The following is a 16708-nucleotide window of genomic DNA, read 5'->3' as shown; positions in this document are numbered from 1 at the left end:
TCAAGATTATACTTAATATTATTATTTATGTAAATGCCTTTTTTAAAAGGCATTATAATTCTTGTCAAGAATTATTTTACCAAATTTACCTTCTCTAAATTCTTTGATTAATATTTTTGATGCTTTCTCAAGGTTAAGTTCATTTTTTTTACTGATTAATTTTCTTGCTTTTGCAAAATTTTGTAGAATATCAAGTGAATTTTTATGATATATTTCGTATTTTTTTAGTAAAATATTTTTATTATTTTGATCCATTATTTCAAGTAAATACAATGCAAGATCTATATTATCTACTATTTCATTTTTGATCATATCCAATATTGCAAGTTTTTTTGCAATCGATTGGTCTACTAGATTATGCCATAAAACTCCTGGCATATCAAAAAGATTGATTTCCTCATTTATTTTTACTATTTGTATGTTTTTAGTATATCCAGGTTTATTGGCAACTTTTGCACTCTTTTTACCGGATAATAGATTTATTATTGAAGATTTTCCAACATTTGGAACCCCAATAATCAAAACCTTTATTTTTTCCTTATAATTTTTTATCTTTTTAACAATGGCCAATTTTTTAATAATATCTATTATTTGCTTACGCATTCCTTTTTTGTAAATATTGCTTATTATTACAGTATTGCCAAGATTTTCAAAATATTTTTTCCATTTTATAATTTCATTTATTTGAGCAATATCAGATTTGTGTAAAAGAATTATTTTAGCTTGATTTTTAATAATTTTTTCAGTTAATGGGTTTTTGCTGCTAAATGGAGCTCTAGCATCAAGTATTTCTAGCACAATATTAGCTTTTTGCAAATTATTCTTTATCAGATCTAAGGCTCTTTTCATGTGGCCAGGAAACCAGTTGATTTTATTTACCATGCCTAAATTATAGCTTAATGTGTATTGAATGATAAATTATTTTTGTTTTTATTTTGTGAATTTATGTTAGTTTTCTTTAAAAGAATTGTTTTTTTTAAAGAAAAAATATAATCTGTATTTAAGTTTTTATATTTTTTTAAAAAAAATAAATTTTATAGGAGGTTTGATTATTATTGCAAAAATCAAAAGAGGGTTAATAGTATCTTGTCAAGCTCTTGAGAACGAGCCTTTACATAGTAGTTTTATTATGTCTAAGATGGCCTTGGCAGCTAAAATAGGTGGAGCTATTGGAATAAGAGCCAACGGAGTTAATGATATTAGCCAGATTAAGTTGGAAGTTGATTTGCCAATAATAGGTATTATTAAAAAAAATTATAATAATTGCGATGTGTTTATTACTCCCACCATGAAAGAGATTGATGAGCTTTGTAATGAAGGGGTAGATATAATTGCCCTTGATGCCACTTTTAGGAATAGGCCTAATGGTGTGCTACTTGATGATTTTTTTGAAAATATTAAAAAAAAATATCCAAAGCAGTGTTTGATGGCAGATATTTCTTCTTTAGATGAAGCTATTAATGCCGATAAATTGGGATTTGATTTTATTGGAACGACTTTGTATGGCTATACAAAAAATACTAACGGTTTGAATATTGCAGACAATGATTTTAATTTTTTAAAAACCTTGCTTAATTCTAATTTGAAAGCTACTTTAATAGTGGAAGGAAAAATAGACACCCCTTTAAAAGCTCAAAAGTGCTTTGAAATGGGGGTTGATTTAGTAGTTGTGGGGGGTGCTATTACAAGGCCTGCTGAGATTACTAAAAAATTTGTAGAAAAAATAAATCAGATTAAAAAGTAATTTTAAACTTAAGGGTTAATTTATTTTTTATTTAGGAGGGTTTTATGTTAAAGGGTTTTGAACAAGCTCAAAAATTTGGACGTTCTTTTATGCTTCCCATTGCTATTTTGCCAGCAGCAGGGCTGCTTTTAGGAATTGGAGGTTCTCTTTCTAATCCAGAAACTGTCAAGTCGTATTCTTTTTTGAATATATTCTTCTTACAATCAGTTTTCAAAATAATGAGCGCGTCAGGTTCTATTATTTTTTCAAATTTAGCACCAATATTTGCTATTGGAATTGCTGTTGGACTTGCAAAATCAGATAAAGGTACATCTGGAATTGCAGCATTTATTGGCTACCTTGTAATGAATGCTACTATTGGAGTTTTAATTGATTTATCAGGCAAAGCGGAGTCTTTCTCTAGTGGTGCTGTGGGTTTTGTTCTTGGAATTAAGACTTTAGAAACGGGGGTTTTTGGTGGGATTGTAGTTGGTATTTTGACCTATTATCTTCATTCTAGGTTTAACAAGGTAGATTTGCCCAGGGTTCTTGGATTTTTTTCTGGATCTAGATTTGTACCGATTGTTGTTTCTTTTTCTAGCATTTTTCTTGCTGTTATTATGTTTATTTTTTGGCCATTTGTACAAAGTGGAATTAATAAAGTAGGAGGCTTGGTAGATTCAACCGGTTATATTGGAACACTTATTTATGGAATTTTTTTAAGGATGCTTGGACCTTTTGGTCTTCATCATATATTTTATTTGCCATTTTGGACAACAGGCCTTGGAGGATCTGTTATTATTGATGGAAAGTTAATCGAAGGGACTCAGAATATCTTCTTTGCAGAACTTGCTGCTCAAGGTACAAATAGATTTTTTATTGGAACTAGCCGTTTTATGAGTGGACGATTTATTACCATGATGTTTGGTTTGCCCGGAGCTGCACTTGCTATATATTACACTGCAAAGCGTGAGGAGAGAACAAAAGTTTTTGGTCTTTTGATGTCTTCAGCGCTAACATCATTTTTAACAGGTATAACAGAACCCCTTGAATTTTCTTTTCTTTTCGTAGCTCCTATTCTTTATGTTGTTCACGCTACATTTGATGGATTTGCCTTTATGCTAGCTCATATTCTTCAAATTACAATAGGTCAAACGTTTTCTGGAGGGTTTATTGATTTCATTCTTTTTGGTATTTTGCAGGGAAATTCAAGAACTAATTGGCTTTTGGTGCCGGTTGTAGGCGTTGTTTGGTTTTTTCTTTACTACTTTACTTTTGTATTTTTAATAAATAAGTTTGATTTTAAAACTCCCGGTAGAACGCAAGATTTAAATTCTGAAGATTCTCCAAATTCCAAGAGTAGTGAGTTTGAAGAAAATTATGCTACTAAGGTTATTATTGGTCTTGGTGGTGCTTCAAATATTGTTGAGCTTGATTGTTGTGCAACTAGGTTAAGAATTACAGTAAAGGATGTTCTTAAAGTTTCTGAAAAAATTTTGAAAAAAACTGGTTCTAAAGGAGTAATTATTAAAGGCAATGGGGTTCAGGTAGTTTACGGACCAGGTGTTAGTGTTCTTAAGAATGAAATAGAAGAATTGCTGGAGGATTGATTTTTTTAATAAGTAATAGTCTTGAGGCTATTACTTATTAATTTTGTTTATGAAATCAACTGTATACTTTGTAAAGTATGATGTGTTTTGGGCGCTTTTGTAGCTTTGGTTTCCAATAGGTACGTGTGCATGTGAATTTTCAAGAAGTATAATGGGAATATCCTTTTTTTCACCCCCATAGTTTTTTATAAATTCGTTTATTTTTACTGGGTCTACTGTATGATCATTGGGTGTGTGGGCTATTATTAAAGGTATTTTGATTTCGTCAAAATTATATGAATTTAATAAGGTGACAAGGCCCATCATTGCAATAATTGCGTCTACATGCTGTATTCTTGAAGAGTGGCTTTTTATGCTCATGTGTTCTTTTCGTTTATACACTTTTGTTTCGAATTTATTGTAGCCGCCTGTTATAAGATATGCAATTTGTCGTCCCCAAGGATAGTAAACGATATTTGTTCTCTTGTCATAAGGGAATATATTAGGAGAAATTAATGCCACCGAATTTATTTCATCTGGATAGCTTGCTAAGGCCCAGATGCTAGCAGCGCCCCCATTAGAGGTGCCAATTAATATTAATTTATCACCTATCAATTTGCCAATGTTAATGGCTTCATCAATGTCTCTCAGCCAATCTTGAGTAGTTATTCCCCGAAATGCATTTTTATTGTTAATCCCATGTCCTTTAAGTCTTGTAAAAAAGATATTTGCATTAAGAGCTTTTGCAATATTATTTGGAACCGGATAAATTTCATTTTTTGATGCCCCAAATCCATGAATATAGACCACAGAATATTTTGTTTTTTTTGCTTTTTCTTTATACCAGATTATTTCTTTTTTTGTATTATTTTCTAAATTAAATTGTAATTCTTCTTTTAATAAGTAATTGTCAATTTCTTCTATGTTTTTAGGAATTGTTTTTTTTGAAAATTCATTTTTAAATTTTATCCTCGGACTAACTAGTATTAAGAGTAATAAGAATATAAGTATAAAAATGATATTTTTTATATTCATACAGTTATTTCCTTGTTTTCTGCTGGGACATTATTGTTATTATGAGTATCTTTTTTGTAGCAATTATTGCAATGTCCTGAGTAAATTATTTCAATAGATTTTGTTTCCCAGTTTTCTCCAAGTTTGTCTTTCAGAATATCTTTAATATCGTCAAGTTGAATAGGGTGGACTTGATTGCATTTATTGCATTTAAAGTGAGCTATTGTGGAAGCCAAGCTTAGATAAAATTTTGTTTCTTTTTGATCAGTAGTTTTTATATCTTTTAGTATATTTCTTTCTTTTAGAATATTTAATGTGTTATATACTGTTGCTTTTGATAGGCTTGGAATTTCTTTTATAAGTTTGTTATAAACTTCTTTTGCCGTAAAGTATTCTTTTGGGTTTGATGCTATATACAGAATAATTCTGTTTCTCGAGTGAGATGCTTTCATTCCTAATTCTGATGTTAAATTTTTCAATAATACAGGATCGTTTGTAATACCGACTTTTTCTAATGCGGAATGCACATCTATTATGTTATCGTTCATATTATTATACCTTTTTTTATTTAAATTAAAGATTAAATACTTTTTATGTTCTTCTTAGGATAATTTTATACCCAGTTATTAATATTTTACTACTTATTATTTATTTATTTTCATATTTTTTTATATTAGTATAAAAAATTAAATTTTTTATTTTTGAATTCAGTTTTATTTTGTTATCAAAATTATTATTTAATGGTAGTATCATTAAATTTAGTGTTTGAGAGTAATTTACTACATCTTGGATCTTAACTGTATTATAAGAACCCCCTATATTTAAAATTAACCATTTTTTAGAATTTATTTTTTCAATTTTATAATTAATTGTATGAATGATATGTTTTTCAACATTTAAAAAGCTTATAAAAAAGTTACTGTTTTTATCATTTCCTTTGGATATCAAAAATTCTGTGCCATTAATGTAGCCTTTGGGATTGTTTTTAGTTATTATTATTTTTTCATAAGTATCAAGATCGCTGTATTTTGCTGTTATTTTTAAATTAGTGCCTTTTGCAATTTCAAAAACAGGTATTTCAAGAGCTGAATATTCAAGAAGATAATCAGGATTGCATTTTTTTAATGTTTTTTTATCTAGATCTATTTTAGAAGGCCATTTTATTTTAATCGATATAAAGAAGCTAGAGATAGCCTCATCTATGAAAAAATCAATTGTTGATTTTTTAGCAGAGTTAAAAGCTAAATATTGTTTTATTCCTAAAATTTTTTCATTTGAGAATGAAAATGAGCTTTCAATAGATGCTTCTTTTATTAATTCTTTTTTTGATGAAACTTTAAAATAGGTTCTAGATGTGTTTAGAAATTCAACTTTTTTATCTTTAAATTTTATTTTATTTAATTTTCCATTTTCGAATTTGATATTGTATTTATCGTGGGATAGTGTAAAATTTCCTTCCATATTGTATTCCAAATTCTTAGGCACAATTGATTCTGAATTTTTGACAATTTCATCTTGATGTTTGTTTATTAAAAATTCTCTTAAGCTTTTTTCGTTGATTTGATAATCTTTGAGTCTTTTGTTTTGAAAATTTATTATTGGTTCTTGCTCTTTAAGGGAGTTGAATTTTGGAATCTCTAGTAGTTCAATAGTAAGCTTGGATCCTTCTAGATTTTGTATCTTAATGCTGTGTAAGTTGTTTTCCAAGGCTTTTAAATAAAGTAAAAAATTTTTTAATTCTTGATTATCATAAGTTTCTTTGATTTCATAAAAATAAATAAGAGTTTCTACGTTGCTTTTTGGAGAATCTATTTTTTGTACCTCGTATAAATATTGGCAGTTATTTTTGTAAAAAATTAAGTAATTTTTATTATTTTTACTCTGCCTTATTCCTTCTGTATAATTGAAATTAAGCTTTCTATAAAGCTCAGTCACTTTTTTTCTAAACTTTTCTATATTGTATATATAAAACATAATAGGCATATTTTGAAATATGTCTTTATATCCACTTTTGAATGGGTTTTTTAGTGCCCAATACAAATCTAAATGTATTTCATCGTGCAGCATGTATTCATGAGGGCTTCCACTGTAAGTTCCAGGCATATATATATCTGTATTGGTTTTGAATCTTTCAAATAGCCATTTATTCAATTCTTCGTGTTTTCTTAGAATTTCAAAAAAGTATATTGGAAATGTCCAATGTATTTTGTAAGCTAGCTGTTTGTGCTCAATCAAATATTTTATATTTGATATTATTAATAACAGGTTATCTTCTGAAAATTTAGTTATTGAAATAATAATAATATAAGTTTTTGATTTTTTTAGTTTTCTAAACATAAATTCTTTGTCTTTATAATATAAAGATTAGTCAATATTTACATTATATAATAAAAATTTGTGCTGGCTTTGTATATTTTGTATTTTTTGATGTATAGAAGTAATACGCTATAGCGAATGTATTAAGTTTATGTTAATCTTATATTGTTATACATAAATTATTTTTATTTATAGAAAGGGGTAAAATTTTTATGGCTAAAGACATATATTTTAATGAAGATGCTAGAAAAAGCTTACTTAGCGGCGTTGAAAAATTATCCAATGCTGTAAAAGTAACTCTTGGGCCAAAAGGGAGAAATGTTCTTATTGATAAAAAGTTCGGTTCTCCAACGGTTACAAAGGATGGGGTTAGCGTTGCTCGTGAGATTGAGCTTGAAAATCCGTTTGAAAACATGGGGGCACAGCTTTTAAAGGAAGTTGCCATTAAAACAAATGATGTTGCTGGCGATGGAACAACAACCGCTACTGTTCTTGCTTATGCTATTGCAAGAGAAGGCCTTAAGAATGTGTCTTCAGGAATTAATCCTATTGGAATAAAAAAAGGAATAGATCACGCTGTAAATTTGGCTGCTGAGAAAATTCGCCAGTCTGCAAAAAAGATTACAACAAAAGAAGAGATTGCACAAGTAGCTTCAATTTCTGCTAATAATGACAGTTATATAGGTGAAAAAATTGCTGAGGCAATGGATAAAGTTGGAAAAGATGGTGTTATAACAGTTGAAGAGTCAAAAACTTTTGATACTACGATTTCTTATGTTGAGGGTATGCAATTTGATAGAGGATATCTTTCTCCTTATTTTTCTACCAATAAAGAAAATATGAGTGTTAATTTTGATGATGCTTTCATATTGATATATGAGAAAAAGATTAGCTCTATTAAAGAGCTTTTACCAGTTCTTGAGAAAGTTTTAGGGACAAATAAACCTTTATTAATTATTGCTGAGGACATTGAGGGGGATGCTCTTGCTGCTCTTGTTTTAAATAGCGTTAGAGGAGCTTTAAAGGTATGTGCAATTAAATCTCCTGGTTTTGGTGATAGACGAAAAGCAATGCTTGAGGATATTGCAGTGCTTACTGGTGGTGTTTTAATTAGTGAGGAGCTAGGTCTTACTCTTGAGACGGTTGAGATTGAGCAACTTGGACAGGCTAAAACTATTAAGGTTGATAAAGACAATACTACTATTATTAATACTGGCAATAAAGAACAAATAAAGGAACGATCAGAGCTTATTAAAAAACAAATTGAAGATTCAACATCTGAATATGATAAAGAAAAACTTCAAGAGCGTCTTGCAAAGCTTGTTGGCGGAGTTGCTGTTATTAATGTTGGAGCTGTTACTGAAGTAGAGCTAAAGGAGAAAAAGCATAGAGTTGAGGATGCTCTTTCTGCAACTCGTGCTGCTGTTGAAGAAGGTGTTGTGCCTGGCGGTGGATCAACTCTTATTGAAGTTGCCATGTATTTAGATACAATAGATACAAGTAAATTAAGCTATGAGGAAAAGCAAGGTTTTGAGATTGTAAAAAGAAGTCTTGAAGAACCAATGAGACAGATTATTTCAAATGCTGGTTTTGAAGGGTCTATTTATATTCATCAAATTAAAACCGAGAAAAAAGGGCTTGGGTTTGATGCTTCTAGCTTTAAGTGGGTAAATATGATTGAAAGTGGAATAATTGATCCTGCTAAGGTTACAAGAAGTGCGCTTCAAAATGCTGCTTCAATTGCTGGACTTTTATTAACAACAGAATGTGCAATCACAGATATTAAAGAAGAGAAAAATACTTCTGGTGGTGGTGGTTATCCTATGGATCCAGGAATGGGGATGATGTAAATTAAAGCTTCACCGGTAAACTTGTGTTTTTGCCGGTGAATATTTTATTATTCAAAGGAATTATTTTGAGTGAGGATGAATTTGTTTTTTGTATAGGCTATGATTGTTCAAAAGCAATAGTAGATAGACAGCTTTTAAGAGAAAATAAAGGTAAAAGTGCTAAAGAACTTTTTGAACTTGGACTTTATAGAAGTGCCTTTAGCAAAGCTCTTTATAGAAATGACGAAGGTCTTATTAATTATTTAATTGAAGAGTATAATAAAATAAGTAACTCTAATTATACCAAAAAAGATGATTTTAAGCTTTTATTTGGAGTAGTTTATCCTGAGGATATTAATAAGATAAAAGTAACATATGTATAGTTAGGAGGTTTTGTGTTTTTATTGCAAGAATTTATCAGCAATAGTAGCTTTTTACGAAGTTTATTAGTTTTTGTGCCCGTTATTGCTATATTTTGGTTTTTAGTGATATCTCCTCAGCGCAAGGAAGAGAAGAATAAAAAGGAAATGATAAAAAATTTAAAAAAAGGCGATAAGGTATTAACAATAGGTGGAATTTTTGGAGTTGTGAAAAAATTGGGCGATACGGATGTTATTTTAGAATTAAGTCCAAATAACGAAGCAGTATTTATAAAAAACTCTATTGATAAAGTTTTGTCTGAAAAAAATGAAGTTAAAAAAGGTATTGTTTAAAGGTAAAATTAGAACTGTTAGCTAATAATGGTATTTTTTAAGGATTTGTATAATGAAAAAAGGATCTAAGCTTATATTGATATTGTTGGTGACGTTTTTTGCATGTCTTTTAATATTCCCGACTTTAAAGTGGTATTTTTTAATGAGTGTTGAGGATAAAAAAATAAGTTCATATTCACAAGAGGCTTTAAGGGATTATTCAAAGAAAAAAGCTTTGGATGATCTTGTTAAGCTTAAGGAGCTGTATAATAAAGATCCCAATAGCAGTATTCCAACTAGTTTGTCTTATTTAATTCCAATAGCAAAAAATAATTATAGGGCTTCAATGAAAATCCCACCCAATATTTTTACTGCTAAAACCTTGCGTGAAGGATTTTTGACTGATTCTGATATGGGAGAAGTAAGCTTAGAGATTTATAGATATTATGACAACATAAAGAAGGGCAAAAGTAGAATAATACATCTTGGACTTGATTTGTCTGGAGGGATGAGTGTTACGATTTCTCTTGATTATTCAAGTGTTGAAAAAAAATTAGGTCGTTCTTTGACTTTTGCCGAGAGAGAGGATGCTATTTATCGGATAATGCAAATTCTTAAGGATAGGGTAGATAGGTTTGGTCTTACAGAGCCTAAAATCGTAAGAGAAGCAGGGGGAAATAAAATTTTCTTAGATATTCCTGGAGAAAAAGATGAGAGTAGAGTAAGTACTCTTTTGAGTGGGAAAGGCAATTTGACTTTTTATGTGGTTGATGACGAGTCTACATCTCTTTTACATAGAAAAATATTAGAAGCGGGCTCTCTTTTTTCTATTCCTGAAATTCAAGCAAATATGAACCTTCCAGATAGTAAGCAAATTTTTCCTTGGTATATTAAAGATTCTTATGGGGTGGATGATGAGTCATCAGTTCGTTATTATGTAGTTGATGCAAGTCCTGAAAATTCATTTGATGGTGCTCACATTAAAGATGCTGGGGTTTCTAACGATCCTAGAACGGGTCGAGATACTGTTGCTTTTAGTCTTGATGTTGATGGAAGTGAAAAATTTTTTAAATTTACTCAAAAAAATGTTGGGAAGTCTTTGGCCGTTGTTATGGAAGGCAAAATTAAGTCTGTGGCAGGAATTGGGTATGCTATTACTGGGGGTAATGTTTCAATTCAGGGTGATTCTTTTGATAAAAAAGAGGCCTTAGATCTTGCTTTAGTTTTTAAAACCGCAGCTTTTCCAGTTGATATTAAAATAGATGATTTGAGAATAATAGGGCCTACTCTTGGTGCTAGAACTATTGATCTTGGTATTAAAGCTTCTGCGCTTGCTCTTTGTTTGGTTTTTTTGTTTATGTGTGTTTATTATGGTTTGAGCGGCATTGTAGCTGGATTTTCACTTGTTATTTATAATATATTTTTAATTTTAGCAATATTGTCGGCCTTTAATTTTACTTTAACTTTAACAAGCATTGCAGGTCTTATTTTGACAATGGGTATGGCCGTGGACATAAATATAGTTATTTATGAGAGAATTAAAGAAGAAATTAGAGAAGGCAGAAAATTTGAAAATGCTTTTGAAGATGGTTTTAAAAAAGCCTTTTTATCAATTATGGATGCAAATATAACGACATTTATTGCGGTTCTTTTTTTAACTCTTCTTGGGACAGGAGTTATTCAAGGTTTTGCATGGTCTCTTTCTGTTGGAATTGTGGCATCTCTTTTTAGTAGTTTGATTTTTTCAAGATTTATTTTGGAATTTATCATATCTGTTAGAAAAAGCAAATTTATAAGTATATCTTGGGGTTCAAAATATGCAAAGAGTAATTAATTTTTCAAAATATGGAAGTAATGTTTTAATTGTTAGTGTAGTTTTGATTTTGGTTGGGCTTATTTATACTTTTTTTTATCATGGTGGATACAATTGGGGAATAGATTTTTCTTCTAGGGTTAATATTAATCTTTCAATAGAAAAATCAAATATCAAAGAAAATGAAATTAAAGAAATATTCTCTCCGATTTATAGGGCTTTAGATGTTAATAGTATTTTTTCGCCAAATGAGAATAAAAGTGAATTCTCTATTATGGTAAAGTCTGATGTTATTGATTATGCTTTTAAAACAGAAGTTCAAAAAACAATATTAGATAAACTTAAAAAAACATTTAATGCTGATATTGAAGTTTTGGATTCTTATTTTATTGATTCAAGTTTTTCTTCTACTTTGAGAATTAGGTCAATATTTTTGGTATTAGGAACATTTATCTTGATTTTGATTTATATAACTTTAAGATTTAAACTAAGTTATGCTATTGCTTCCATACTTTCAATACTTCATGATATATTTTTTATAGTTGCTTTTTTAGGGGTATTTAGAATAGAGATTAATAGCTATATTATTGTGGCAATACTTACCATTATTGGATATTCTTTAAACGACACAATAATTATTTTTGATAGGATTAGAGATAATGTTAAGCGATTAACCGATAACACATTTTTAAATGTATTAAATATAAGCATTAGTCAAACTTTATCAAGAACTGTTTTGACGTCAGTTACAACATTTGTTGCAGTATTTTCTATTTATGTGTTTACTGAAGGATCTATAAAAGATTTTTCTTTGATATTTATGGTAGGGGTAATTGTTGGAACTTATTCTTCTCTATTTATAGCGTCTCCAATACTTTTAAATCTGTATAAAAAGATAAAGTAGATTTTAAATAAGATGATATTGTGGCATGAAGTTTTTTGATTTTGGTTCATTAGGATTTTATAGATTTTTCGATTTTCAAAAATATCTTAATTTTAGTATTTTTAGGTATAGTTTAATAAATTATTATTCTTATCGAGAACAGTCAAGCCTTATTAACGATGCTAATTTGCTAAAAGATAAACTTGTGTTTTTGGATAAGATTTATAGGGATTTTAATCCCAGCATCAATAAATCTTGGGGTGCCAATAAAGCTATTTTTTTAGATACTTTACTTATTATTAAAAATTTGATAAGAAAATATCATCCTAATTCTCAATTTTTAGACATTCATGAAGATGAATTGTTAGAAGATGTTTCCTGTTTTAATAAATTTTTAGACAAGCTTAAATATTTAAATTTTAGAGTAGATCTTAAACAAAAAATTGAAAATTTTGAAAAAAAGAGCAAAGCTCCATTTTCTTGCATAAGAATTGCTACATTTTTTATTCAAGAAGAATTTTTAGATCGACTTAGCAATTCATTGGATTTTTTCTCCAATGAGGCCAATAGTAATAATTTAGATGTAATTAATAAAGAAATTAATGATTATTATGAAAAAGTAGAGCAAATTAAAAAAAGTAGCAATATTAAAGAAACTCATAAAAAATTTATTATAGATCACACAAAAGAGAGAATTGATAAAATCATGAAAGATCATAGTCTTGACATTTCTAAACTGCTTATAAAAATTGCTTTGCTTGAAATTACAATTCAATGTTTTGATAGCTATTATTTAAATTTATTAGAAATTTTACAAATTCTTTTATCTATCAATAATATAATTGAGATTGGTTTAAACGAATTACCAGATGCTATTTTTAACGAGTGGAATGAGCTTATTTATTTGCGAAGAAAAGAGTTTCAAAAATTTGTTTTAATCTCTGATTATGTTTTCCAAAAAAGAATTGTATCTACTATAAATTCTGGAAATTGGAAATTTGCCTTTTTTACTCTTGCCCCCAGACAAGGGGATGTTTTTCAGTTTTCAGTGGATATTACTAAGAATTTTGATAATATTGAGGACGGAATCAAAGAATATGAATCTAAAATAAATAAATTTAATGAATATAGATCGGGCTGGGAGGCAAATTTAAAAAATTTTGGTCATTTATTTTTAGAAACACTTTAGCTGTATATTTCTTTTAATCTTTCGTAAATAGTTTTTACTTCATTATTTATTATTTTAGGAATTTTTACTATCAAAGTGACTTTAAGATCCCTTTTTGAGCTACTTCCAATTATGGGCATTCCTAATCCTTTTAAGTTCAGAATTTCTCCATTTTTTGCATCCGAAGGAATTTTAAGTTTTATTTTTTTCCCTTCAATTGTTTCAAATAGTTTTTCGCAACCTAAAGCTATTTCCCACGGATAAACCTCTATTGTTGTTTCTAAGGTTTTTTCATTCAGTTTAAAATTTTTATAACTTGATATATTAAATTTAACTATTAAGCTTCCTTTTGTTCCAGAAATTGGATTAATAGGACCTTTGTTGTTTATTTTTATTTTAGTTGTTTCTAATGTTCCTTTTGGGATTATTATTTCAATTTTTTTGTTGTTTATAAGTATTATTTTTTTACTTCCCATATAAGCATCATAAAGTGAAATATTTACAGTTATTTCTCTGTCTGCTGTTTTCCTTGAAGATCCTCCAAAGATTTTGGAAAAAAAATCTAAATCTTCAAAATTGCCAAATCTTGTGCTGCTAAATTCTCTTTCAAAATGGTCACTGTTGCCATTAAAATTGGTGCTATCCAAAGAGTCATAATTTCTTTTTTTATCAGGAGAAGATAAAATTTCATAAGCTTCATTTATTTCTTTAAACTTTTCTTCAGCTATTTTATTTCCCTTGTTTTTGTCCGGGTGATATTTTATTGCCAATTTTTTGTAAGCTTTTTTGATTTCTTCATTACTGGCATTTTTTTGTATTCCAAGTATATTGTAGTAGTCTTTGGTCATTAAAAAATCTCCTTCAAAGCTCCCTTGTTTATTATATTTTTTAAATATATTTTAATATTTGTACTTTATATATGTTATAATTAAACCTAAATTTTTAAAAGACCAATTATGAGAGTAGATCTTTTACCTCTTATCGAGTTAAGCCTTTATATTAATTTGTCATTTTGTTGTAAAGATTTTAGCATTTTTAATAGAATTTTAGAGGAATTAAAATGTCATTTAACCTTGTTAGGTTATCCAATTATAAAAACACTTTACATTAAGCATGTAGATTTTTGTTTATGCAGGCAAGATAATTTAAAATTTATTTTCACTTCTTTGTCCAAATATATTAATTTGGCTTTATTAGAAGAATTTACTTTAGAAATTATTCCAGGTTATGTTGATTTTGAAAAATTCAAACTTTTGGATGAATTTTGTATTACTCGAATTAATCTTAATGTTCAAAGTTTTTCTTTAGAGTTTAGAAAGATTGTAGGGATGCCTGAAATTTCTTATGAAAAATTGAATATTTTGATTAAAAATATTAGAAAGTTTCCTTTTGATTTGAATATTGACATGACTATAAATATGCCTTTGCAAAAAAAATCTCATCTAAAGCAAGATTTGAAAGAATTGCTTTCATATATGCCTGAGCATATTTGTTTTAGCGATTTTATATGTGAAAAGAAAGGCCTTATTTTAAGAGATTTTGATAACAGTATTAATTCGGAAAAGCTTTGGTTTTGTGCTCTTGAGTGTTTAGAATCTAGTGGCTACATTAATTATGAAATTACTAATTTTGCATTAAAGGGACATGAGAGCAAACACAATAAGCTAAATTGGGAGTTAAAGCCGTATTTAGGATTAGGATTGCATGCTGTAAGCTTGCTCTTTTGTAATGACAAGTATAATAATGTAAGAGCTTTGATTAGAAAAGATTATGGTTTTGTTAAAGCTAATCACTTGGTAACGTTTAAATTGTTAGAGGATTTAGAGTTTTTTATTTATCATTTTATTCAAGGGCTTGGAACTATTCAAGGTGTCAGCATGCAATCTCTTAGGCTTAGATTTGAGTATAATGAAAAACAATTTATTCAGTTTATTAATTACTGCTCAACTTTAAGTAGAAAGTTTGTTTTTGATAATAATATTATGTTGTTAAAAGGGTATGAAAGGTTTAAGTTGGATTTTTATTTAGTAAAAATTATAAACTATTTTGATGATAACTTTTTTAAAGTGAAATTTAGGCTTCCTTGATTTGTTTGTTTTGGTAATAAACTATTTTTGTGTTTTTGTGGTTGAATATTCCAATTTCAAGTATACCTGGAAATAGTTTAAAGTATTTTTCTGTTCCTTCAGGATTTTCCACATGCATTTTTACATCTAAGATATAATTATTGTTATCAGTTATAGTGGGCCCTTTTTTTTCGTTACAAATTCTTAAGGTTGCGTCTAAATTCATTTCTTCAAGTCTAGTCATAATAAATCCAACAGCACTTTGGGCAACTTCTATAGGGATAGGCATTTTTGTTCCCAATTTTTTTACAATTTTTGTTTCATCTGCTATTATTAGCAATGTTTCTGAATTGTAAGCTATTACTTTCTCCATTAGATGAGCACCCCCCATTCCTTTTATTAAGCTTTTTTTTTCTAATAAAATTTCATCAGCGCCATCAATTGCAATGTCTAGATTTTTGTTAAGTTTTGAAAAATTTGATTCATAAGGAATTTGTTCTTTTGAGAGTAAATATTTTGTATCGCTACTTGTTGTATAGAATTTTAAATTTTTCAAGCTGCCCGATTTTATCTTTTCGCTTAAATATTTTATTGCATAATAAATAGTTGTACCTGTTCCGATCCCAAGGTTCATATTGCTTTTGATATAGTGATCAATTGCATATTTTGCTACCAAACTTTTTTGATTTTCCATAAATTCTTTTCCTTGCTTGATGAACTTAAAGCCCAATATATTTTAAAGTATATCATTATTTAATTAAGGTTGAAATCTTGACTAGATTTTGTGCTAATTTATAATTATTAGTATTGGTAAATAAAATAATATGCAGGAGATTTTATGTATAAATTAGTTTTAGTAAGACACGGAGAGAGTGAATGGAACAGAGAAAATCTTTTTACTGGTTGGACAGATGTTAAACTTTCTAATAAAGGCATCGATGAGGCTGTAGAGGCGGGCTTGCTTCTCAAGCAAGAAGGTTATTCTTTTGATATTGCCTTTAGCTCTTTATTGTCAAGGGCTAATGACACTTTAAATATTATTTTGCGAGAACTAGGTCAATCTTATATTAGTGTAAAAAAAACCTGGAGGTTGAATGAGAGACATTATGGGGCTTTGCAAGGTTTAAATAAGTCAGAAACAGCTGCAAAATATGGGGAAGATAAGGTTTTAATTTGGAGACGTAGTTATGATGTGCCACCAATGTCTTTGGATGAGTCTGATGATCGTCATCCCATAAAAGACCCAAGATATAAATATATTCCTAAAAGGGAGCTTCCTTCAACAGAGTGTCTTAAAGATACTGTTGCAAGAGTTATTCCTTATTGGACTGATGAGATTGCAAAAGAAGTTCTTGAAGGTAAAAAAGTTGTTGTTGCTGCTCATGGTAATTCTTTAAGAGCGCTTGTTAAATATCTTGACAATTTAAGTGAAGAAGATGTTTTAAAGCTTAACATTCCCACAGGCATTCCTTTAGTTTACGAATTAGATAAAGATTTAAACCCTATTAAGCATTACTATTTAGGTGATGAAAGCAAAATTAAAAAGGCAATGGAATCTGTTGCTAGTCAAGGAAAGTTAAAGTAACGATTTATTTGTATTAAAGTGTTAATAAGT

16 protein-coding genes are annotated in these 16708 nt (G+C 28.8%); 10 read left to right on the top strand and 6 right to left on the bottom strand.

Annotated features, from left to right (window positions below; all coding sequences use genetic code 11):
* Positions 1 to 42 precede the first annotated feature (42 nt).
* Positions 43 to 882, bottom strand: a complete 840-nt coding sequence (gene ylqF / locus HNQ06_RS01040; protein WP_184107066.1) for a ribosome biogenesis GTPase YlqF — start codon at positions 880 to 882, stop codon at positions 43 to 45.
* Positions 883 to 1045: 163 nt separating this feature from the next.
* On the opposite strand from ylqF, the gene HNQ06_RS01035 reads away from it, so the two are divergent.
* Both HNQ06_RS01035 and HNQ06_RS01030 read left to right on the top strand, forming a co-directional pair.
* Positions 1046 to 1744, top strand: coding sequence for an N-acetylmannosamine-6-phosphate 2-epimerase (locus HNQ06_RS01035; RefSeq protein ID WP_184107064.1), 699 nt, complete (start codon positions 1046 to 1048; stop codon positions 1742 to 1744).
* 44 nt (positions 1745 to 1788) lie between these two features.
* Positions 1789 to 3333, top strand: coding sequence for a maltose/glucose-specific PTS transporter subunit IIC (locus tag HNQ06_RS01030; RefSeq protein ID WP_184107062.1), 1545 nt, complete (start codon positions 1789 to 1791; stop codon positions 3331 to 3333).
* Between the two features lie 30 nt (positions 3334 to 3363).
* Here HNQ06_RS01030 and HNQ06_RS01025 read toward each other — a convergent pair whose 3' ends face one another.
* From HNQ06_RS01025 to HNQ06_RS01015, 3 genes are all read right to left on the bottom strand, one after another.
* Complete coding sequence (locus HNQ06_RS01025) at positions 3364 to 4347, bottom strand: alpha/beta hydrolase (RefSeq protein WP_184107060.1); 984 nt, start codon at positions 4345 to 4347, stop codon at positions 3364 to 3366.
* The gene (gene bosR / locus HNQ06_RS01020) at positions 4344 to 4874 is read right to left on the bottom strand and encodes an oxidative stress transcriptional regulator BosR (protein ID WP_184107058.1); all 531 of its coding nucleotides are present in this window, start codon (positions 4872 to 4874) and stop codon (positions 4344 to 4346) included. The genes HNQ06_RS01025 and bosR overlap by 4 nt, the downstream gene beginning before the upstream one ends.
* 100 nt (positions 4875 to 4974) lie before the next feature.
* The gene (locus HNQ06_RS01015; RefSeq protein WP_184107050.1) at positions 4975 to 6663 is read right to left on the bottom strand and encodes a histidine kinase; all 1689 of its coding nucleotides are present in this window, start codon (positions 6661 to 6663) and stop codon (positions 4975 to 4977) included.
* 191 nt (positions 6664 to 6854) lie between these two features.
* Between HNQ06_RS01015 and groL the strand changes: the two genes are divergently transcribed.
* The 6 genes from groL to HNQ06_RS00985 all read left to right on the top strand — a co-directional run bounded on the left by groL (position 6855) and on the right by HNQ06_RS00985 (position 13048).
* On the top strand, positions 6855 to 8492 hold the full coding sequence (gene groL / locus HNQ06_RS01010; protein WP_002657108.1) for a chaperonin GroEL: 1638 nt from the start codon (positions 6855 to 6857) through the stop codon (positions 8490 to 8492).
* A 65-nt stretch (positions 8493 to 8557) separates the two neighbouring features.
* Positions 8558 to 8854 carry a hypothetical protein gene (locus HNQ06_RS01005; protein WP_184107048.1) on the top strand — a complete coding sequence of 99 codons (297 nt, stop codon included), beginning with the start codon at positions 8558 to 8560 and terminating at the stop codon, positions 8852 to 8854.
* Between the two features lie 12 nt (positions 8855 to 8866).
* On the top strand, positions 8867 to 9184 hold the full coding sequence (gene yajC, locus HNQ06_RS01000; protein ID WP_184107046.1) for a preprotein translocase subunit YajC: 318 nt from the start codon (positions 8867 to 8869) through the stop codon (positions 9182 to 9184).
* Positions 9185 to 9236: 52 nt separating this feature from the next.
* Positions 9237 to 10997 carry a protein translocase subunit SecD gene (gene secD, locus HNQ06_RS00995; protein WP_184107044.1) on the top strand — a complete coding sequence of 587 codons (1761 nt, stop codon included), beginning with the start codon at positions 9237 to 9239 and terminating at the stop codon, positions 10995 to 10997.
* The gene (gene secF, locus HNQ06_RS00990) at positions 10981 to 11880 is read left to right on the top strand and encodes a protein translocase subunit SecF (protein WP_184107042.1); all 900 of its coding nucleotides are present in this window, start codon (positions 10981 to 10983) and stop codon (positions 11878 to 11880) included. Before secD ends, secF begins: the two co-directional genes overlap by 17 nt.
* Before the next feature lie 25 nt (positions 11881 to 11905).
* Positions 11906 to 13048, top strand: a complete 1143-nt coding sequence (locus HNQ06_RS00985; protein WP_184107040.1) for a hypothetical protein — start codon at positions 11906 to 11908, stop codon at positions 13046 to 13048.
* Here the strand turns inward: HNQ06_RS00985 and HNQ06_RS00980 are convergent.
* Positions 13045 to 13875, bottom strand: coding sequence for a DnaJ domain-containing protein (locus HNQ06_RS00980; RefSeq protein ID WP_184107038.1), 831 nt, complete (start codon positions 13873 to 13875; stop codon positions 13045 to 13047). The two genes, HNQ06_RS00985 and HNQ06_RS00980, sit on opposite strands and share 4 nt — an antisense overlap.
* Before the next feature lie 108 nt (positions 13876 to 13983).
* On the opposite strand from HNQ06_RS00980, the gene psgB reads away from it, so the two are divergent.
* Positions 13984 to 15114 (top strand): HemN-related non-iron pseudo-SAM protein PsgB, encoded by a 1131-nt coding sequence (gene psgB / locus HNQ06_RS00975; protein ID WP_184107036.1) that lies wholly within the window; start codon positions 13984 to 13986, stop codon positions 15112 to 15114.
* On the opposite strand, the gene rpiA is transcribed toward psgB, so the two are convergent.
* Positions 15101 to 15787 carry a ribose 5-phosphate isomerase A gene (rpiA, locus tag HNQ06_RS00970; protein WP_184107034.1) on the bottom strand — a complete coding sequence of 229 codons (687 nt, stop codon included), beginning with the start codon at positions 15785 to 15787 and terminating at the stop codon, positions 15101 to 15103. The two genes, psgB and rpiA, sit on opposite strands and share 14 nt — an antisense overlap.
* 144 nt (positions 15788 to 15931) lie before the next feature.
* Between rpiA and gpmA the strand changes: the two genes are divergently transcribed.
* The gene (gene gpmA, locus HNQ06_RS00965) at positions 15932 to 16678 is read left to right on the top strand and encodes a 2,3-diphosphoglycerate-dependent phosphoglycerate mutase (RefSeq protein WP_184107032.1); all 747 of its coding nucleotides are present in this window, start codon (positions 15932 to 15934) and stop codon (positions 16676 to 16678) included.
* Positions 16679 to 16708: the final 30 nt, after the last annotated feature.

It is taken from the genome of Borreliella lanei, assembly GCF_014205895.1.
Lineage (GTDB): Bacteria > Spirochaetota > Spirochaetia > Borreliales > Borreliaceae > Borreliella > Borreliella lanei.
The sequence above is the reverse complement of the archived record's forward strand: the minus strand, read 5'-3'. Positions and strand labels throughout refer to the sequence as shown.